At 66.5% G+C, this 19,176-nt stretch carries 14 protein-coding genes; all 14 read left to right on the top strand.

Features of this window, described 5'->3' with window-relative positions; all coding sequences use genetic code 11:
• The first annotated feature begins 64 nt into the window (after nucleotides 1–64).
• The 14 genes from ACOGI9_RS08715 (at nucleotide 65) to ACOGI9_RS08650 (ending at nucleotide 19,164) form a co-directional block, all read left to right on the top strand.
• The gene (locus tag ACOGI9_RS08715) at nucleotides 65–1,234 is read left to right on the top strand and encodes a pyridoxal-phosphate-dependent aminotransferase family protein (RefSeq protein WP_419856757.1); all 1,170 of its coding nucleotides are present in this window, start codon (nucleotides 65–67) and stop codon (nucleotides 1,232–1,234) included.
• The gene (locus tag ACOGI9_RS08710) at nucleotides 1,231–2,268 is read left to right on the top strand and encodes a TRAP transporter substrate-binding protein (RefSeq protein ID WP_419856756.1); all 1,038 of its coding nucleotides are present in this window, start codon (nucleotides 1,231–1,233) and stop codon (nucleotides 2,266–2,268) included. Before ACOGI9_RS08715 ends, ACOGI9_RS08710 begins: the two co-directional genes overlap by 4 nt.
• A gap of 28 nt (nucleotides 2,269–2,296) precedes the next feature.
• On the top strand, nucleotides 2,297–2,800 hold the full coding sequence (locus tag ACOGI9_RS08705) for a TRAP transporter small permease (RefSeq protein ID WP_419856755.1): 504 nt from the start codon (nucleotides 2,297–2,299) through the stop codon (nucleotides 2,798–2,800).
• Nucleotides 2,797–4,080 (top strand): TRAP transporter large permease, encoded by a 1,284-nt coding sequence (locus ACOGI9_RS08700; RefSeq protein WP_419856754.1) that lies wholly within the window; start codon nucleotides 2,797–2,799, stop codon nucleotides 4,078–4,080. Before ACOGI9_RS08705 ends, ACOGI9_RS08700 begins: the two co-directional genes overlap by 4 nt.
• Before the next feature lie 162 nt (nucleotides 4,081–4,242).
• The gene (locus ACOGI9_RS08695; protein ID WP_419856753.1) at nucleotides 4,243–6,825 is read left to right on the top strand and encodes a carboxypeptidase regulatory-like domain-containing protein; all 2,583 of its coding nucleotides are present in this window, start codon (nucleotides 4,243–4,245) and stop codon (nucleotides 6,823–6,825) included.
• Complete coding sequence (locus ACOGI9_RS08690; RefSeq protein WP_419856752.1) at nucleotides 6,813–7,871, top strand: carboxypeptidase regulatory-like domain-containing protein; 1,059 nt, start codon at nucleotides 6,813–6,815, stop codon at nucleotides 7,869–7,871. The genes ACOGI9_RS08695 and ACOGI9_RS08690 overlap by 13 nt, the downstream gene beginning before the upstream one ends.
• A gap of 38 nt (nucleotides 7,872–7,909) precedes the next feature.
• Complete coding sequence (locus ACOGI9_RS08685; protein WP_419856751.1) at nucleotides 7,910–8,938, top strand: carboxypeptidase regulatory-like domain-containing protein; 1,029 nt, start codon at nucleotides 7,910–7,912, stop codon at nucleotides 8,936–8,938.
• A gap of 584 nt (nucleotides 8,939–9,522) precedes the next feature.
• Complete coding sequence (locus ACOGI9_RS08680) at nucleotides 9,523–10,059, top strand: RNA polymerase sigma factor (RefSeq protein ID WP_419856750.1); 537 nt, start codon at nucleotides 9,523–9,525, stop codon at nucleotides 10,057–10,059.
• A gap of 11 nt (nucleotides 10,060–10,070) precedes the next feature.
• Nucleotides 10,071–12,221: a zf-HC2 domain-containing protein gene (locus ACOGI9_RS08675; RefSeq protein ID WP_419856749.1), complete on the top strand. Its 2,151-nt coding sequence runs from the start codon at nucleotides 10,071–10,073 to the stop codon at nucleotides 12,219–12,221.
• A 347-nt stretch (nucleotides 12,222–12,568) separates the two neighbouring features.
• Nucleotides 12,569–13,525 (top strand): BF3164 family lipoprotein, encoded by a 957-nt coding sequence (locus ACOGI9_RS08670; RefSeq protein WP_419856748.1) that lies wholly within the window; start codon nucleotides 12,569–12,571, stop codon nucleotides 13,523–13,525.
• A complete protein-coding gene (locus ACOGI9_RS08665; protein ID WP_419856747.1) occupies nucleotides 13,522–13,821 on the top strand; it encodes a hypothetical protein in 300 nt (99 codons plus the stop codon). The genes ACOGI9_RS08670 and ACOGI9_RS08665 overlap by 4 nt, the downstream gene beginning before the upstream one ends.
• A gap of 231 nt (nucleotides 13,822–14,052) precedes the next feature.
• The gene (locus tag ACOGI9_RS08660; RefSeq protein WP_419856746.1) at nucleotides 14,053–14,883 is read left to right on the top strand and encodes a hypothetical protein; all 831 of its coding nucleotides are present in this window, start codon (nucleotides 14,053–14,055) and stop codon (nucleotides 14,881–14,883) included.
• Nucleotides 14,884–15,213: 330 nt separating this feature from the next.
• On the top strand, nucleotides 15,214–16,218 hold the full coding sequence (locus ACOGI9_RS08655; protein WP_419856745.1) for a hypothetical protein: 1,005 nt from the start codon (nucleotides 15,214–15,216) through the stop codon (nucleotides 16,216–16,218).
• A gap of 1,974 nt (nucleotides 16,219–18,192) precedes the next feature.
• Complete coding sequence (locus tag ACOGI9_RS08650; protein WP_419856744.1) at nucleotides 18,193–19,164, top strand: carboxypeptidase regulatory-like domain-containing protein; 972 nt, start codon at nucleotides 18,193–18,195, stop codon at nucleotides 19,162–19,164.
• Nucleotides 19,165–19,176 lie beyond the last annotated feature (12 nt).

Raw genomic sequence — 19,176 nt, 5'->3', positions numbered from 1 at the left:
ATTGGGCGGGTCACGAGCCAAGTTGTATCGGCGGAAGCCCCGACCTGACAAGAGCGAGCCACCCTTGACCTACCGCAGCGGCAGACACTTCCTCCAGCTTCCGGGCCCGACCGCCGTGCCCGAGCGCGTATTCCAGGCCATGAACCGGTCCGTCATCGACCACCGCGGCCCCGAGTTCGGGGAGATGACGCTCGGGTTGTTCGACGGGTTGAAATGGGTGTTCGGAGACCCCGCGCACGTCTTCATCTTCCCATCCTCCGCCACCGGGTGCTGGGAGAGCGCCCTCGCCAACGTCCTCTCCCCCGGTGACCGCGTCCTCCTGTGGAACAACGGGTTCTTCGCCTCGAAGTGGGGAGAGGTGGGACGGGCCCTCGGGCTGCGGGTGGAGGCCATCGACGGAGACTGGCGGCGCCCCGCGGACCCGGAGAGGATCGCAGCGCGGCTCGCGGAGGACACGGAGCGGCAGATCCGCGCCGTGCTCGTCGTCCACAACGAGACCTCGACGGGCGTCACCAGCGACATCGCCGCCGTGCGGAAGGCGCTCGACGAAACCGGCCATCCCGCCCTCCTCATGGTCGACGCCGTCTCCTCGCTCGCCGCCACGCCATTCCGGCAGGCCGAATGGGGCGTGGACGTCACCGTGTGCGGCTCGCAGAAGGGGCTCATGCTCCCGCCCGGCCTCGGGTTCTGCGCGGTGAGCGAGAAGGCGCTCGCCCGCCACCGCGCGGGCCCCGGGACGCCGCGCTCCTACTTCGACTGGACGGCGATGCTGAGCGACAACGAAGGCGGCTACTTCCCCTACACCCCGCCCACGACGCTCCTGTACGGGCTCCGAGCGTCGCTCGCGATGCTGCGGGAGGAGGGGGCCGACGCCACCTTCGCCCGCCACGCCCGCCACGCCGAGGCCACGCGCCGGGCCGTCGCCGCCTGGGGTCTGCGCAACTACTGTCAGGACCCGGAGGCGGTGTCGAGCGCCGGGACGACCGTGATGGTGGGGGACGGGGAGGACGCCGAAGCGTTCCGTCTCGCCGTGCTCGAACGCTTCGACATGTCGCTGGGGACGGGTCTCGGGCCCCTCAAGGGGAAGGTGTTCCGGATCGGACACCTGGGCGACCTCAACGAACTCACGCTGATGGGAGCGCTGGCCGGGGTGGAGATGGGACTGAAGACGAGCGGAATCGCGCACGAACCCGGCGGTCTGGCGGCCGCCGCCGACTTCCTGGCCCGGGCATGAAGCGGCCCGCGGGACGGACTTCGAAGCTCGCCGTCGCGTCGGTCGCCGCGGCGCTCACCGGCTTCGGGTGCGGCGGAGGGGGCGGGGAAGCGGGGGTCGTCGAACTCTCGCTGGGTCACGTCGGTTCCCCCGGCTCGCTCTACGACGTGACGGCCAACGAGTTCGCGCGCCGCGTGAACGAACGGCTCGCGGGCCGGGCCGAACTCCACGTCTACGGCGCGAGCCAGCTCGGCGGCGACGACGCGATGCTGCAGCGGCTGCGGCTCGGCACGCTCGACATGTCCATCCCCTCCACGATCATGTCCTCGATGGTGGACGCGTTCGGCCTGTTCGAGATGCCCTACCTCGTCCGCGACCGCGAGCACATGAGGCGGATCGAGGAAGCCGTGGTGTGGCCCGACCTCGCCCCCCGCGCGGAGGAGGCCGGTTACCGGATCCTCGCGGTGTGGGAGAACGGGTTCCGTCACATCACGAACTCCCGCCGACCCATCCACGGGCCGGAGGACCTGGACGGGATCAAGCTGCGGACGCCGCGCGGCGTGTGGCGCGTGAAGCTCTTCCAGGCGCTGGGCGCGAACCCCACGCCGATGCCCTTCTCCGAAGTCTTCGTCGCGCTCCAGACGGGGGTGATGGACGGACAGGAGAACCCGCTCACGCAGGTGACGAGTTCCAAGCTGCACGAGGTGCAGGACTACCTCTCCCTCACGGGACACGTGTACAGCCCGGCCTTCGTCACGACGGGCGCCGGGCGCTGGGAACGTCACCCGGAGGACGTGCGCGCCGAGGTGGAGGCGATCGCGCGGGAGATGCAGGCGTTCGTGTACGAGACGGCCGCGCGCATGGACGAGGAGCTGCTCGCCGAGCTCGAGGCCACGGAGATGGAGATCAACGGGGCGGATCCGGCCCGCTTCGAGTCCGCCAGCGAGCCCGTGTACGAGGAGTTCGCGGCGACGGTCGAAGGGGGACAGTCCCTCATCGACCGGGCGCGGGCCGCGGCCGCTCCGGAGGCAGGATCGGCGGAGGCGGGCTCATAACCGGCTCGACCGCCGGGTCGCCATTCCCATGCTGAGGACGGGCGTCCGGCGCTTCCTCGAAGGGGCGGTGCTCGTCCTCCTCGCGGCGCTTGCGATCGTCGTCGTCGTGGGCGTCGGGTTCCGGAAGGCGGGGGCGGCGCTCGTGTGGTACGACGAGGTGGCGTCGATCCTCCTCGCCTGGCTCACCTACTACGGGGCGGCGCTCGCCGCGCTGCGCCGGGCGCACATCGGCGTGCCCACGCTGACCCAGCGCCTCACGGGGCGCGCGCGGCTCGCCGTCGTGCTCGCGGCCGAGGGCGCCATCATCGCCTTCTTCGCCGCCGTCGCGTGGGCGGGCTGGCAGGTCGTCCGCGTGCTCGAGGGGACGACGCTCGTGAGCCTGCCCTCCGTGCCCGCGGCGCTGGCGCAGTCCGTGATCCCGATCGGGGCCGTCCTCTTCATCGTCGCGCAGCTTCTGGGGCTGAGGGACGCGCTTGCCCCGGAGGACGTCCGTTCGGAGGAGACGGTCCCGGCCGGTGAGGACGAGCCGTGACGCTCCTCGTTCTCTTCCTCGGCCTGCTGCTCCTCATCGCCGTCGGCGTACCCATCGCGGTCGCGCTCGGGATCGTCGCGCTCGTCGCCATGCTCGCCTCGGGCGGCGTCGCCATGCTCCCGAACGCGGGTCTCGTACTGTTCGACGGGGCGACCTCGTTCCCCCTCATCGCCATCCCGCTCTTCATCCTCGCGGGCGCGATCATGAACGCGACCGGGATCTCGCGCCGGCTCATCGCCTTCGCCTCCGCGATCGTCGGGTTCATCAGAGGCGGCCTCGCGATGGTCGGCATCTCCGCCTCGCTCTTCTTCGCGGAGATCTCGGGCTCCGCCGTGGCCGATGTCGCCGCGCTCGGCTCCATCCTCATCCCCGCCATGAAGAAACGCGGCTACCGGACGCCCTTCGCCGCGGCCGTGACGTCCTCGTCGGCCACGCTCGCCGTCATCATCCCCCCGTCCATCCCCATGATCCTGTACGGCGTCATGGCCGAGGCCTCGGTCGTCGAGCTGTTCGTCGCCGGCATCGTGCCCGGGGTGCTCGGCGGGCTGCTGCTGATGTTCGTCGCCTGGCTCTACGCCCGCCGCCACGACTTCCCCGTGGAGGGACGGTTCGAACTCCGCCGTGTGTGGAGGACGGCGCGCGAGGCCGGGTGGGCCCTCCTCCTGCCCGCGATCATCCTGGGCGGCATCTTCAGCGGCTGGGTGACGGCGACCGAGGGGGCCGGGCTCGCCGTCGTCGCGTCGCTCGTCGTGGGCGGGCTCATCTACCGCGAACTCGATCTCGCCCACCTGCGCGAGGCAATGCTCGAGGGCGGCGTGCAGACGGCCGTCGTCATGCTCCTCGTCGCGACCTCCGCCCTGCTCGGCGACTACCTCACCGAACAGCGGCTCCCGCAGCAGGTCGCGGCCGGGATCATGGGGCTCACGGAGAACAAGTGGCTCATCCTCGCGCTGCTCAACGTCTTCTTCCTCGTCATCGGCCTCTTCCTGCACTCGGCCGCGGCGATCATCCTCGTCGTCCCCATCGTGATGCCGCTCGTGCGCGCGGCGGGGATCGACCCGGTGCACTTCGGCCTCATCGTCACCCTAAACCTCGGCATCGGCCAGCAGACGCCGCCGGTGGCGAGCGTGCTCGTGACTGCGTGCTCCGTCGCCAAGGCGGACATCTGGGAGGTGAGCAAGGTCAACGTCCGCTTCGTCGCCGTCCTCGTCGCCGTCCTCCTCCTCGTGACGTACGTGCCCGCGATCCCTCTCGCCCTGGTCAACGTCTTCTACCACTGACGTCTTCTACCATTGATGTGACGCCGGGCTCCCTTGGGCGTCATATGCTGGAGGCGTGTGTCCTGCACGGGCGCACCCGCGCGGGACAGAACGAAAGGAACGGCCTTGGGCGACGAACCCGGCGGTCCCCGTTACGAACCACGCCGAACGCGGCGCACGTGCATGACGTTCTCTTGCTTCCTCGCCGCGGTGCTTGTCCTGCCATCGGAGGCCCTCACGCAGCGGATCAGCGGGACGGTGCGGGAGGCGGACGGGGGGCGCCTCATCTCGGGCGGTTTCGTCAGCTTGCTGGACCAGTCCGGCGTGGCCGTGGAGGCCGACTTCACGGCGGCAGCCGGCGCGTTCTCGTTCCGGGCGCCCGGCCCGGGCGAGTACCGCATTCGCGTTGAGCGCATCGGATACGCCGAATGGGTCACCGGGCCGTACGCCGTCGCCGCCGGGCAGGCCCTGGCCATCACGGTCGAAGTCCCGCGGCAGCCGGTGCGGCTCGGCGACCTTCGCGTCGAGGTAACGGGCGTCTGTCTCGACGATCCGCGCCAGGGCGAGGCGCTCGCCACCGTGTGGGATGAAGCGCGCAAGGCGCTCGAGACCGCGGTGTGGGCTGAGGATCGAGGCGAACTCACGTTCACTCTCACCGAATACGAGCGCACCATCGATCCGCGTTCCCTCGTCACACTGGGTTCCGAGACCCGCACGCGTCACGACGTGCGCCCACCGCCCTTTCGGAGCCTCTCGGCCCGGCAACTCGTGACCCAGGGTTACGCCGTCGTGGACCGGGACTCCTCCGTGTTTTATGCGCCGGACGCGAACGTCCTCCTGTCGGAGGAGTTCAGGGATGCGCACTGCTTCGGCCTGCGGCGCGATGAAGTGGAAGGCGAGGCACGACTCGGAGTCACTTTCCGCCCCAGTGGCGGGAGCAACGTGATCGGGATCGAAGGGACGCTGTGGCTCGACGAGGCGAGCGCCGCGCTGCGCGAGGTCGAGTTGCGGTACCGCAACGTCCCGCTGCCACGGGGGACGGATCGCCGCCGGGTCGGCGCGAACCTGTTCTTCGACCGGGTGCCTGACGGCCCGTTCTACGTCCGCGATTGGTGGATCCGCTTTCCGATCCGAGGGCGTTCACTCCGTCCGATCCTGACTGGTCTGACCGGAGACCCGGAGCCCGTACTCGCGGCGTATCGGCAGACCGGCGGCAGCGTCGTCGAGGCCTTCGCGGGCGGACGCTGGTTTGGAACCGGGGAGGGCGTAGTCGCCGGCGTCCTGCGCGACAGCATCAGCGGCGAGCCTCTGCCCGGCGCGGACATCGTCCTGCGCGATTGGGGCGAGTCAGTGGCCTTGACTCCCCGACCGGAGGCCGCCGAGGCGCCTTTCAGCGCGGTCACCGACGACGCCGGTGCGTTCCGCGTGACGGGGCTTCCGGGCGGCGTCTATGCCCTCGGCGTTGACCATCCGAGGTTGCGGACGGCCGGTGTCCGGCCGGACGAAAGGCGCGTGGTCGTCGAGGACCGCAGCAGCGAGGCTCTGGAACTGTGGACGCCCTCCGCCGAGACCGTCTTCACGCGGACCTGCCCGAATCTTCCCTCCTACGGGAGCCGGGGCGCGGTGGTCGGGGTCGTGCGCGACCCCGATACGGGACTCCCCGTCCCAGGTGTTGCGGTCGAGGCCCTGTGGCGGACCTGGACGATGCGGATGGTGGGAGGGATGGTCGACGTCACCGAGCGGACAGACAGCGCCAGTGACGTGTCCGGCGAAGAGGGCGAATTCGCCCTCTGCCGCGTCCCGCTGGGCGAACCGGCCTTCCTCCGGCAGGCGGGGGCGGATGTGGGCGTGGAGTTGGAGCTGCTCACCCGCGTTGCCTGGCAGGATGTGCAGGTTGACCCGACACTGCCCGTCGAGTCTCCGGAAGAGACATCGACGCCGGCCGTCCAGGAAGTCGCCGGCGCACCGACTGAAGAGGACGTGATCACCCTCGAACCCGGACTGGTCCACGAAATCGAACTGCGGTCCCTGGGCGAGACGGAGATGGGACGGCTCCTCGGCCGGGTGCGCGATGCACGGAGCCACCGTCCGGTAACCGCGGCGGCCGTGTCCGTCGCCAATCGCCGGGAGGAGGTGCAGAGCAGTGGAGAAGTGCGGACCGACAGGAGGGGCCACTTCGTTCTTGGCGAGCTCCCCGTGGGCGAGTACGAGTTGTCGGTTCGGCACCTCGGCTACGAGCCGCTGACGCACGGCGTGACGGTTACCCGGAGCCGCACCACGGAGGTCGACGTACGTCTCTCCCCAGACCCCGTGGAACTCGCTCCCCTGGTGGCGACGGTCACGAGGCTCCGCCGGCTGGAGACGCAGGGATTCTACGAACGGAAACACTGGGGCGACCTGACCGGGCTGGGCACATTTTTCACCGCCCAGGACATCGAGCGACGAAACCCCTTCCGCGTCACCGACCTCATCGCGGACGCACCGGGAGTCCGCGTAGGCTGTCAGGGAGGCCGGTGCGGGGTGTTCAGCAGGAGAGTCTCGAACGGCTTCGGCGGCGCAGGCTGCGAACTGAACGTGTACGTGGATGGCGTCCTCGTCATCCGGTCCGGCGACGGCCGCTGGCGCGGCAACCCCGCGTCCGTAAACGACTTCATCCTGCCGATCGAGATCGGGGGAGTCGAGGTGTACAGCGGCGCGGCGGCGCTTCCGGCGGAGTTCTCAGGCTTCGACAGCCGCTGCGGCGCCGTCGTGATATGGACGAAGTAGCCAGGGATAGGAGGATGATCACGACTACCGATGCGAAGATGCGACCTGGGCGCGTCGCGGCCGCGGTGCTGATCGTCGCCTCCTCGCTTGCGGTCGCCTCCCGCCCGGTTGTGGCGCAGCAACGAGAGTGCGGCGACCGGGCGGCGCTCGTTGTCGTGGTGCTGGATGATGCCGGTACGGTGGTGTTGCCCGGGGCCACGGTGGTCCTGCGCTGGACCGACGCGGAGCGGATGCCGCTGCGGGAGGCGGTCGATGCCAATGGCCGCATTGTCGTATGCGTTCCCCGTGATGCGACGCAGGCGGTGCTGTGGGCTGAACTCGGGGATCATTCGAGCGGGCAGGCGGTCGTGACGCAACTCGAGCCGGGGGACGATCGCGAGATCCGGCTTCGGATCCTGAATTCGGAGAGGTCGGGACGTCTGGTCGGACGCGTGTTCGACCGCGCGACGGGTGGTCCCGTGGCGGCGGCGGTGGTGAGCGTCCGCGGCCGGCCGCTGGAGGCGGAGAGCGACCGGCAGGGCCGGTTCCGGCTGAGTGGCGTGCCGGTGGGGGAGCACGAGATCGAGGTGCGCCACATCGGCTACGCAAGGCTCCGTCACGCCGTCAGCGTGACCCGCGGTCTCACGACGGAGGCGGAGATCGGCCTCGTGCCGGAGCCGGTGGAGTTGGAGCCGCTGGTGGCGACGGCGACGCGGTCGAGGCGCTTGGAGATCAAGGGGTTCTACGAGCGCAGGCACTGGGGAGAGCTACTGGGTCTGGGCACGTTCATCACCGCCGCCGACATCGAGCGATGGCCGTCCAGTCGTGTCGATCAGGTGGTCACAAACCAGGTGGTAGGGATCAGCCGGGATCTGTTTAACCGGCGAACGGGGTGCGTGCTGCAGGCGTACCTTGACGGGATGCGCGTCCCAGCGAGTGAACTCAGACACCTCGTATTGCCGATTGAGGTCGCCGGCATCGAGGTGTACAGGGGCCCCGCGTCGCTCCCGGCCGAGTTCGGCGGCTCGAGTTCCCGGTGCGGCGTCGTCGCGATCTGGACGAAATAGACGTGGTGCGCCTTACACATGGCCCGGAGATGACAAGAGTGGCACGGACGATGACGATCGCGGCGGTGTCGCTGCTGGCAGCCGCTGTTGCTCCGGCGGCCGGACAGGACTGGGATGGTTGTGGCGAGCGGGCTTCGCTTCGCGTCGCGGTCCTGGACGAATCCGGGACGGTCGCTCTGCCCGGGGCCACCGTAGTGCTGCGCTGGAACGAAGCGAGGCGAAGGCCGGTGCGCGAAGCCGCCGACCCCCAGGGCCGCTTCTTCCTCTGCGTCCCTCGTGACGCGCACCAGGCGACGCTGTGGGCCGAGTTGGGGAACGGGTCGAGCGAGCAGGCGGTCGTCGCCTTCGAACCTGGGGACGTACATGAGGTGGAACTCCGGGTCCTGATCGGGACGGTTCGCGCGGGGCGCATCATCGGCCGTGTATACGATGGCGTGACCGGCGATGCCGTGGCCACGGCCGCCGTCTCCGTCCGGGGTCGGGGCAGGCAGGCGCAGAGCAACCGAAGGGGCAGGTTCGTTCTGTCCGCCGTCCCCGAAGGGCAGCATGAACTGGAGGTAGGACACATCGGCTACGCCCCGCTTGGCCACGCCGTGACGGTGACGCGCGGGCTCACCACGGAAGTGGAGATCGGGCTGGTGCCCACACCCGTCGAAATGGAGCCGCTCGTCGCGACCGTGACGAGATCCCGCCGCCTGGAAATCAAGGGGTTCTACGAGCGGAAGCTGTGGGGTGAACTCGTGAGCGGAGGCACGTTCTTCACCGCCGCCGACATCGAGCGCCGGCGGCCGCAGCGCATCAGCCACATGATCGCCGACATGTCGGGAATCAGGCTGGGACGAGACGGTAGGTTCTACAGCACGAGACTGTCGGCCGGGTTTTCCGGCGCCGGCTGCAGAATCAAGACCTTCCTCGACAACGTCGATGTGACCCGTACCCCCCTCCACTCTCTCGTCCTGCCGGTTGAGGTCGCGGGCGTCGAGATATACAAGGGTCCGGCGTCGCTTCCGGCCGAGTTCGGCGGCTCCGACACACGCTGCGGCGCCATCGTGATCTGGACGAAGTAGGGCGGGATGTAAGGTTTTTCGATCCGGAGGCGTTTGTGTTATCGGGAGCGCCGTTTCCGGCGCGCTTTTCGGTAACGAACGACAAACCCCAAAGGAGAGAAACATGCGACCCGACCTCGGCCGCGGCGTGATCCGTCTCGGTTAGCCCCGCCCGCACGACGGCTCCGTTCGGAGCCATGCGAGGCGTACGGCCGGCCTGCCCCGGCAACTTGGGGCAGGCCGCCGTGTGTCGCCCCACCGGCAGCCAGCGAGCGCTGCCGACACGTCGAGTCGGGACCGTTCGTCGCCAGGGGCCAACGGCAGCGAGCGCCTTCCAATTTCCGACCGCGTTTCCCGAAATCTCCCCACTCCTATCACGTTGCCATCTCTACATTTAGCGATCACATAACCCTCGTTGAAGGCTCGCCCCGTCGAAAAACGCCGGATGGGCGATAGCGAAGTTCTGCCCTCGGGCGGGCAATTAACTGTAGAGGGAAGATCCACGCCGACAGCATCGGCTGCGGCGCAGGGGGCCCGACGACGAGAAAGAGATTCTCCGTGGAGAGAGTCAAGATGGCACGCCGGGTTGCGCGAGGTGGCGCGGTTTGCTGACCGCGGCCCGGGAGCGGCGATTGTCGCGCAGGGCGGCGCGCGGCGATCGTCGCGCGTTGCAGTCCCTGTACGAGGAGTACTCGAAGCAGTTGTTCGCTGTGGCGTATCGTTTGACGGAGTCGTCTGCCGATGCTCGGGATGTACTACACGACATCTTCGGTGACCTTCCCGAGATGCTTCGGCGCTTCGATGGCGAGCGGCCGCTGGGGCCTTGGCTTCGTTCCGTGACGGCTCGCGTCGCCCTCCGGCACGTCCGGTCCGAGCGGAGACGACACGAGACTGCGATCGCTGGCGTGCCCGACGAAGGGGAGATCGTCCCGTCGCCGGAATTCCCCATCCTGGAGTCGATCGCACTGGAACGTGCGCTGTCTTCGCTCACGGAGAAACTGCGGACGGTCGTCGTTCTCAAGGAGATGGAGGGTTATTCGCACGAAGAGATCGCCGAGCTTCTCCAGATCGAGCGCGCGACCTCGGAGGGGCGGTTGTACAAGGCGCGGAAGCTGCTTCGCGCCAAACTGTTCGAGCGGTAGGGAGCTGTAAGATGGAATCCTGCACACACATCGACGATCAGACACTGAACCGCTTCGCGGATGGGGTGCTGCCCGAACCGTCCGCCACTGCTGTGCGGCTACACCTTCGTTCGTGCGAGGTCTGTCGGCGCGAGGTGCGGCTTATTCGCGAGTTGAGTGCGGCACTCCGCGCCGTTCCGACGCCGAAGCCACCCGATGGACTTTTCGAAGAGATTTTCCCCGTGGAGACGGAGAGTGCCGCTCCCATCCCTCTCGTCGGTGCGCAGGCGCAGTCGGTTGCGTTCTCCCGACGCCTGGTTCTCTCGGGCGGGGCCTTCCTGATCGCAGGGATTGCGGCAGTCCTGGTGTTGACGCTTGGGCCCGAGCGAGCCATGGCCGGTGCGAGCACGCTCCGGTTCCACCACGAGGAGCCGGGCGCGCTCACGCTCCAGTACGAGACGGTCTCGCCGCTGGCGGCGGAACCCGGCCTCCGGGCGCGGCTGCGTTACTGGGTGCCCGATTCGCTCCGCTTCGCGCAGACCGAACCCGGATACCGCGTGGTCGAACTCGCCCGGGAGGAACCCGGCGTCTTCTCCGGAGCGGTCTCCCTGCCCCCCGGCACCGTGTACGCGGTCGCCGCCGTCGAACACCTGGACGGAAACTACATCGACAGCGACTTCGGCCGCGCTTGGGAGTACATCGAGACGGACTCGCAGGGCCGAGCGACGCTCGACGCCCGACTGTACCAGGTGCTGGCCACCGCGCGCCTGAATCCGCAGAGGGTCGTTGAGACGATTGAGCGCGGGTTGTCGGAGTACCCCGAGCGCCCCGAGCTGTGGGCAGCCCTCCTTCTGTATGGGGACGGGGCCACTTCCGGGGGGCAGGGAGAGACCATGCTGAACGCCGCTCTACGGCGCCTTGAGCGGATGGATGCGACGGCGCGGCAGGGAGACTCCGGACCGGGCGAAATGCACGCCCTGAGCCTCTACGCCCGCCTCCTCGGTCGGGAGGACCTAGAGGTCTATTGGCGGAGCGAGCTCACGGCTGTTCATCCCCGGCACGAGTATGCGTCGCAGGCCCGTCTGGAGTCGATCCTGCTGTCGCCAATGTCGCGTGCAGAAAAGCTGGACGCGCTGGACCGGAGTTGGAGGCTCGCGCCGATGCCCTCGGTAGCCCAGGTCGGGCTGCAACTTGCCCAGGAGGTGGCCGACCCCGCCCTCACCGGAGTCTGGCTCGACAGGTACGCTGCGAATCGCGTGTTTCGAGACTCCCGGCTGGATGTCGAAGTAACGGAACGCATGGCTGAGGTGCCAGTTCTCGGGATGATCGCCGAGGAGTGGATCCTGCAACAATTGAGTGGACCGCCGGATTGGCTCGGCTCGGACCGGCCGCTGACGGGCACGCGAGCCAACTTCGAGACTGAGGCTTCCGAGAGTCTGGCCCGCCTGCATGTCGTGCTCGGATGGCTGCGGGTGGCCCGACGGGACCGCGCGGGGGCTCTCGACGCCTTCGAGCGCGCCGCCGAACTCAGTTGGGATCCTCGTGTGTTCGTGGAGTTGGCGAGATTCCACGCGGAGGCCGGGTCATCGACTCGCGCGGCCCAGTTGCTGGCGCTCGCCCAGGCGGACCCCGTCATTCCGCTCGAACCCCACGTGCCAGAAGCAGAAAGCTGGGTGACCGTTCCGACGGAAGCCCGCTTGGCTGTCGCCCGCGAGGCGTGGAGGGAGCACCTGACATCGTCCCTGCTTGATGAGCGGGTCAACGGGAGCGCCACACTCGAGAACGCCTCCGGAGAGGAAACGACGTTGCGGGAGGTGACCGAGGGCGGGCTGACGCTCGTGATCCAAAGCCTGCAACCGAGTTTCATTCCTGCAGAGAACTTTGATCTACTCAGGGCTAACGCCGCGAATCTCGAAGCGGCGGGCGCGCGAGCGTTGTTGGTTACCGCTGAACCCGATCCACCGAACAACACTCAGACAATCGCAGTTGATCGTGCTGATTCGATGCCCTCCTTCCTTCACGACAGCCGATCCGAGGTTTGGGAGGCCTTGGGTGCTTGGCGGGAGGTGCAGTTCTTCGTCGTGGACCGCGGTGGCACTCTACGATATCGCGGAGAGGCACTCGCGACCGCACTTCGCATCACACTCATGCTGGGAGATCATTCCTTGGCGTCGCCGGGATAACCGGCAGAACTCGATTCTGGAGGGAAAGACGATGAGCTTGAGACGCTTCTTGGCCGCGGTAGCTTTCGCGGTGGTCGTGGCAACTGTTCCAATCACCGCTAACCCGGACGCCCCCGTCGGCCTCGCGTTATCCGTTGCCTCGTGTGCGGAAGAGGGGTGCGGCAGCGTGGCTAAGGTGGACTGCATCTGTCCGGACGTCCAGATGAGGAACCGGCTGCCAAGATGCATCGATCCGGCGCCGTAGGGTCGCGATGAGGTTGTCATCCATCGGGACGTTAGCCGTTCTTGCGATCGGCGCCTGTCGCCAGGCGGAACCGGCCGCGCTGGACACAGGCAGCCCTGCCGAGTTGACGGCGGACGCGGTCTTCGCGGACGACTCGCTGGGCTGGATCGTCGAGATTGCCTTGGCCGGGGACCGCGTGGTGGCGCTGGACGCGATGCTGGAGCCGTCGGTTCACGTCGTCGATCTGGAGACGCCGGGGCGCCTCGGTTCCTACGGCCGCCAGGGCGACGGGCCGGGCGAGTTCAAGGACCCGGAGCAAGTCGTGATCGGGGCCGCGGAATCGCCCGACGAGGTCTGGATCCTCGATGGCATCCATCAGCGTCTGACGCGGTTGTCCCTGCCGGAGATCGAAGCGGGGGCGGAAGTGAACCCCGAAACCGTCCCGCTGAACGGTCCGATCGCCGGTGCGCTCGTGCGCGCTGCGGACGGGACGTGGTTCGCAGGCGGATGGATCACGGAGGGTCGTATCGGTCGCTACCACGCGGACCGGAGCTACGACCGCACGATCCTCGGCTTCCCGCCCGACGTGGCGGAGGCGCCGGGAACGACGCTCCCGCAGGCGTACGAGAGTTGGGTTGTGGCCGATCCCGAGGGGGAGCGTCTGGCCGCCGCGACGCTCCTCGGCGGGCTGCTCGAGATCTTCGACCATGACGGTGTTCCGATCGCCCGGGCGGCGGTGCCCGACCCCTTCCGGCCCGCGTGGGCCCAGGGACAATCGCGCAACGGGCGGGGCGTCATGGCCATCAGTCCGGAGACGCGTTACGGCTTCACGGACCTGGCCGCCACGCGACGCTACCTGTACGGCGTCTTCTCGGGGCGGAGGGTGGACGAGGACGGGCCCGTCTGGGCGTCACCGGAGGTGCAGGTCTACACCTGGGACGGCGCATACGTGAAGACGCTGCGCCTCGACCGGGCTGCGGAGGCCATCGCAATCGACGCCTCCGACACATGGCTCTACGCGAGCGGACTCGAGCCCACGCCGTGGATCGGCCGGTTCCGGCTCCCGGATCTCACGCAATGAAGACGGAGATTTCCTACGCCGACTGGCTGGACTGGCTCGCGTTCCAACTGACCTTCATCGAACTCTACAAGTCGGCGACTCCGCCCCAGAAGCGGGAGATGCGGGCGACCCTCCGCCGGCTCGCCGAAGGCATTGGCCAAGCGGAGCTTGACGCGTTCGTATCGCAGATCCCCAGCTTCGCAGAGGAGTTGAGCTGTTTCTCGTCCGACGAACGCGACAGCTTCGCGCGTCAGTTCAAGACGGCCGTCACCGAATTCGCCCAGTACCTGGCCAGCGTCGCCGAGAAACGCGATTGAAGCCGCCGTCGCCCCTGTCCCGGAGCCGCCACGACCCGCCTCTGCAGCGACCTGGCAAGACAGGTGTCGCGTCTGCGCCGCGGACAGGGCACGCGCGGCAACTCATGTAACGGTCGGAGCTGCACTTGCCACGTAACGGCCGGTGCGCCTGCACACGAGCGAACTCCGAGCCGGACATGACCACCAAACGTCATGGCACAACGACCACAGGGAACCCAGGGAGGTGATGGGATGATCAGAGTTCTTGCCGATTCCGCCCACGACGCCGCGCTCATCGAGGAAGCCGTTAGGGACGTGGTACAGGTGGTCGCCAGGACCGGCACGCTCACCGGTCACGACGTCCGTGTCGAGTGCGTAGTTCTCGGCTGTCGCTCTCCGGTTCCCACCGGGCGGCTTGAACTCATGCGAAAGATCAAACAGGAAGTGCCTTGGGCTCCGATCATCGTCGTCACAGATCCCGCGCCTGACATTGTCCGATGGCTCGGCGAGACAGGGGTGTCCGACATCGTTTGGTTTGACGAGGTGCGCACCGATCTACGCTCGCGGATCGAAGCGCAGTGCCGAACAGCGGCCCTATTCGAATGGGCGGTCGAGATTGAGCGATCGACGTTGCCCCCGGTGCTGCGCTCCGCCCTGCCCCATAGCCTTCGTGCCGCCACCGACCGACCGGTGCGGAGCGTGAAGGAGCTGGCCGACGCCGTCCGCCGCTCCCCGGTGACCCTGTCGCAGGCGTTTCGGACAAGCGTCGCTGGCGAATCCACCCTGAGTCGATTTCTCGGCGCGCTCGTGATCTTGAGAGCCCATCAACTGCGTACCTCAGGGCTCAGTTGGGAGCGCGTCGGCGAGCCGTTGGGGTTCACCCGGCAGACCATACACCAAAAGTCCAAGAGATGGCCGGGGCGACCCCTCAAGCAACTCGCGCGAATGCCTCGCCAACACCTGCTCGCGAAGTTCAAATCCGATCACGTAGAGCCGTTGCTCAATGGGGATGCACCCGCCCGGCGAGACGCCGCCCAACGACCCGTGCCCACCGAGGCGCCGATGTCGACCAACACGCCTTGACCGATGTCGTAACGATTTTCATCACTATTGGAACAGAATTCATCGATTTTGAGCCTAGCGCAGACTTCCCGTGAGCCCGATCATCCCCTGCGAGATAGGTCGGCCTAGACGGGGACGACGAGCTTAAGGCATACGCTGATGCCGAACCACTGCCACGCACAAGACAATGCATCTGTTACGCGGCGTCGTTCAGCCACGCACCGCGTGGACATCCAGCGAACGCTGCCGAGCCAAGTCAGCAGCGGCCAGCCTGAAAGATCCGATCTGGCCACAACGTGTGTAACGTGTCGTGAAGGATGGCCGATGCGGGCACGGTGCCGGAGGCTCATAGTGTTGGTCCTTTTCCTTGTGCCGAGCGCGGCTTTCTGCCAGGTGGAGGAGGCTCGTGTAAGCTCGTACTCAGTTGATGATCCCCCTTGGCTGTGTCTATCCCAGGTTGGAGAGTGGGCTCTCCCAGATGAGTTCGAGTTCGTGGGCCTCTCCGCGTCCGACCACGTTGGGCCGGATCCGGTGATTACAGTGTGGTCCCGTTCGGATCTTATTGTACTAAAACTGTCCTCCGAAGCTGTGACGGAAGCAGTAGCTCAGGTGTCATTGGCCGGTGTCAGCGTACTCGCCGCGGCTCTTGTTGAGTGGGGCGATGCCGGGCTTGTTCTAGAACTGTTCGACGCCCGAGACGGCACCATCTGGGCTCTAGATACAATCACCGGAGAGATGGTCCCCGAGGCAGCGCCGATTGATCCGGTTGCAGCCTCCGGCGCCATCAAGCACGGACCAGACTGGGTGTGGGTCGAGAAGATACTAGATCCGCGTTCAGACACCACGCAAATACTCATCTCCACGAGAGGCCAGGCGGGACCAGCGAATCGATTGTCGAATGCCGAAACGCAGGAAGCACCGGAGCGGGGCATCGATCGCCTCGTTCACCTCAGGTCGGATGGCAACGGGGGCTATTTGGTGCAGCAGGCTGGCTTTCCGTTCGGCACCATCCGGTTCACGCACGACGGTACTGAGACTTGGCGGACCAATCCCGGACCAGATGACCTCCGCGAGATCCTTGGTGAATCAGATCTTCGATACGTGATGAGTACCCCTGCTCTAGCTGTGGATGATGCGACGCTCAGCACCTTCGTCGCGCTGCGGTCACGTCGCCGCGCGTCAGCGTTGACGTTTAGGCGTGGCGACACTGTTCGGTATGGATCGATCCGTAGTGAAGTTGCTTTTCTTGCAGCCCTACCCCGACTCCAGCTCTTAGTCGGTACCCGAACAGCTGCCTCACGGAACCTGATCTTTTTGAAGTGGCACTGGACCGACCAGCGCCAAGACTGTTCATAACCTCCAAGGAAGGGAGATCCACGATGAGACCGTCATCCCCTGATCCAATCCGCTCCGTCGTAGGCGGGCTACCAGTGGCTGCGCTCCTGGTTGCGATCACAACCGCACTCACGCCGCAACGGGCAGAGGCCCAATGCCTAACCTGCGACAGTGGCGAAGCGGCCTGCGTCGACTATCTGGTTGGGGCAAACTTCTGCATGGAAGGTTCGTACAAGAGTAACGGCATCTGGTTCGATTGGTGTTTCACGTGGGGCGGCATGTGTGAATGGATCATGCAGTTGGATTTCGCGGAGGACGGCACGGCATATGCCAGCCGAGAGCCAGCCCTCTCGACCGATGAAGAGGCGCTGCTGAGGCCAGAGCACGCCTCCGCGTTAGAGCAGACGTGTGACGGCGTCTTACTTGCCGTACGCGGTACCAGAGGTGCCAGAGACGACACACGGTCGTCCGAAGATCCGCTACACCTAACATTGTAGCTGCGGTCGCACTGATGGTGAATGCGTTATCAAGCACCATAAGGAAGGAGCCGCTTGAGGTGCCAAAGGGTGTCCATCGCGTCGCTCATAGGACACCCTTTGGCGGGTGGCGTGGCTGGCATTCGCGTCGACGCCAGCCCAGCGCCCATGAACGGCATCTGAATCGGCTCGTGGCGATGCTGTTGTGTTTGATTTGTGGAGCGCCCGCGTCGACTGTCTTCGCTCTCCAAGTGCTCGATGTTGAAGACCCCTTCGCGGCCCCACGATTGCGGTTGGAGCACTCAGTGACCATTCGTGGGACACCCCGCGGTGAGCCCGCCTTGACGGCTCCCAGATCCCTACTGGCGGACTCCAGTGCCATTTACGTGCTGGATCCTAGTGTCTTCGGCGTTCACCGGTTCGACCGTCGCGGTAATTGGCTAGGAACGATTGGGGCGGAAGGCGATGGGCCCGGTGAGTTTCGCCGCCCGACAGACATGGGCTGGTCCTCGGACACGCTTTGGATAGCGGACCTTGCGTTGGGGCGGCTGTCTTTCATAAACCGACATAGCGACGCCTTTAGTCGACAGATCCAGTTTCGTATTACTACGGTACGAAGCATCACAGTCCCGCGTCGAATGTTGGGGTCCTCAATTCTAAGTGTTCCGCAGTTTCTCGGGGATGAGGCTGCAGACGCGGACTCGGTTCCCTTCCTCCTGATGAACGAAGAGGGAAGCGTCCACGATACGCTTGGGTGGCGAGCGGTCGGTCGTCGGACCGTGAGTGTGCCGGTCGGTACGAACTCCGAGCGCCAAGGTAGCTTTGGAACACTCACGCTGAGCCATCCATTCGACGTTAGGAGCCTAACGGCCCTTGATCCACGAAGTCGCTGGCTCTACGTTGGAACATGGCGCTCGGACCGTGTAGGAGAAGACTACTTTGAGTTAGCACAGATTTCCCCGGTGGCCGATACTGTCATCGCTGTTCGATTGCCATTCCCGCGCAACCCGGTGCGTCCGGAGGATGTCGAGTCCTATGCGCGGAGCATGCACGAAGTACTCTCTGAAGCCGTCCGTGCACACGTGTCTGCGGAGGAGTTGGCGGAGGAACTGTCTCGCCGGATCCGAGATCCACGACAATCAACTGTAGACGCAATGATGGCGGGCGAGGATCAGGTGATCTGGTTTCGCAGGACGATTCTGGCGGAAGAAGAACGTCGCGAGCGCCGCTGGGCTGCGTATCGTTTCAAGGAGGGGTTCGTTGGAGTAGCCGTCCTACCGAAAGGTCACGATCTGTTGGCGGTAACTCGGGAGTTGCTGTGGACCACCAGCCGTGACGGCTTCGGGTTGCCGACAATCATGGGATGGAGAGTGTCATGGCCAGAACCGGTCGCACGATGATGGGTCGAGTGCGGCCCATTGAACAGGGACGATTGGTCGGCGGGATTCTCGCGGCTCTTGTACTTGGAGTGAGCGTCCCGGAGCTAGCGGGTCAGGATCCGACTTGCGAAGGGCGCGGGATGTTGCAGATCGCGGTCGTGGACGATTCCGGCGTGATTCCGATTCCGAACGCGACGGTGATCGTTCAGTGGACGGACGCGGATCGCGCGAGGCGGCCTGTTCGTCAGGAAGTCGGACCCGCTGGAGACCTGGTTCTCTGTGCTCCGCGCGACGCCCGGCAGGCCACCGTCTGGGCCGAGTTCGGGGATGCCTCCAGTCAGGAGGCAGTGGTCGGGATCGTGCCGGAAGCGACAAGTGAAGTTGAACTCAGGCTACTCGTGGCGTCGGCGACGACGGGACGATTGATCGGCAACGTGCGAGATGCCCGCACGGAGAGGCCTGTCGTAGCGGCCACAGTCTCCGTTTTGGGCGGTACGGCGACGGAGACCAACCGGCGGGGGAGCTTTGTACTGAGCGGGGTTCCCGTCGGGGTCCACGAACTCGCGGTCCGGCACCTCGGGTATGCTCCTCTCTCTCACGTAGTGTCGGTCTCGCGCGGCATCACCACGGAGGTCGACATCGGCATGGTCCCGGATCCAGTGGAGATGGAGCCCATCGTGGCGACCGCGACGCGTCCGCGCCGACTGGAGGTCGGCGGGTTCTACGAGCGCAAGTACTGGGGTGAACTGGTGGGCGGGGGCACGTTCTTCACTGCCGCCGACATCGAGCGACGCGGGGCCGTGCTCATCTCGCAAATGATTGCCGACGAGCCGGGGATTCGACTCGGTAACTGCCGCCTTCGGCGAAGCAGCTGCATGCTGGTGAACACACGAGTGGCGTCAGAGTTCTCGCCCGACGGCTGCCCGCTGAGCTTCTATCTCGACAACACGCTGGTAAGAGGTCTCGGTGGACGGGACGGACAGACGATCGACGATCTGGTGAGACCGCATGAGATCGCGGGAGTCGAGATATACCGGAATGCCGCCTCTCTCCCCGGAGAGTTCGGCGGATCCGACTCCCAGTGCGGCATCGTCGCGATCTGGACCAAATAAGGCGCCGGCTGG

This window comes from Candidatus Palauibacter irciniicola (assembly GCF_965208695.1).
Lineage (GTDB): Bacteria > Gemmatimonadota > Gemmatimonadetes > Palauibacterales > Palauibacteraceae > Palauibacter > Palauibacter irciniicola.
This window is presented reverse-complemented; position numbering and strand designations above follow the sequence as displayed.

Bases quoted from the DNA above. Each gene is read 5' to 3' on its own strand.
- ACOGI9_RS08710 (WP_419856756.1), top strand. From the start codon at position 1,231: ATGAAGCGGCCCGCGGGACGGACTTCGAAGCTCGCCGTCGCGTCGGTC.
- ACOGI9_RS08705 (WP_419856755.1), top strand. From the start codon at position 2,297: ATGCTGAGGACGGGCGTCCGGCGCTTCCTCGAAGGGGCGGTGCTCGTC.
- ACOGI9_RS08695 (WP_419856753.1), top strand. From the start codon at position 4,243: ATGACGTTCTCTTGCTTCCTCGCCGCGGTGCTTGTCCTGCCATCGGAG.
- ACOGI9_RS08690 (WP_419856752.1), top strand. From the start codon at position 6,813: ATGGACGAAGTAGCCAGGGATAGGAGGATGATCACGACTACCGATGCG.
- ACOGI9_RS08675 (WP_419856749.1), top strand. From the start codon at position 10,071: ATGGAATCCTGCACACACATCGACGATCAGACACTGAACCGCTTCGCG.
- ACOGI9_RS08665 (WP_419856747.1), top strand. From the start codon at position 13,522: ATGAAGACGGAGATTTCCTACGCCGACTGGCTGGACTGGCTCGCGTTC.
- ACOGI9_RS08660 (WP_419856746.1), top strand. From the start codon at position 14,053: ATGATCAGAGTTCTTGCCGATTCCGCCCACGACGCCGCGCTCATCGAG.
- ACOGI9_RS08650 (WP_419856744.1), top strand. From the start codon at position 18,193: ATGTTGCAGATCGCGGTCGTGGACGATTCCGGCGTGATTCCGATTCCG.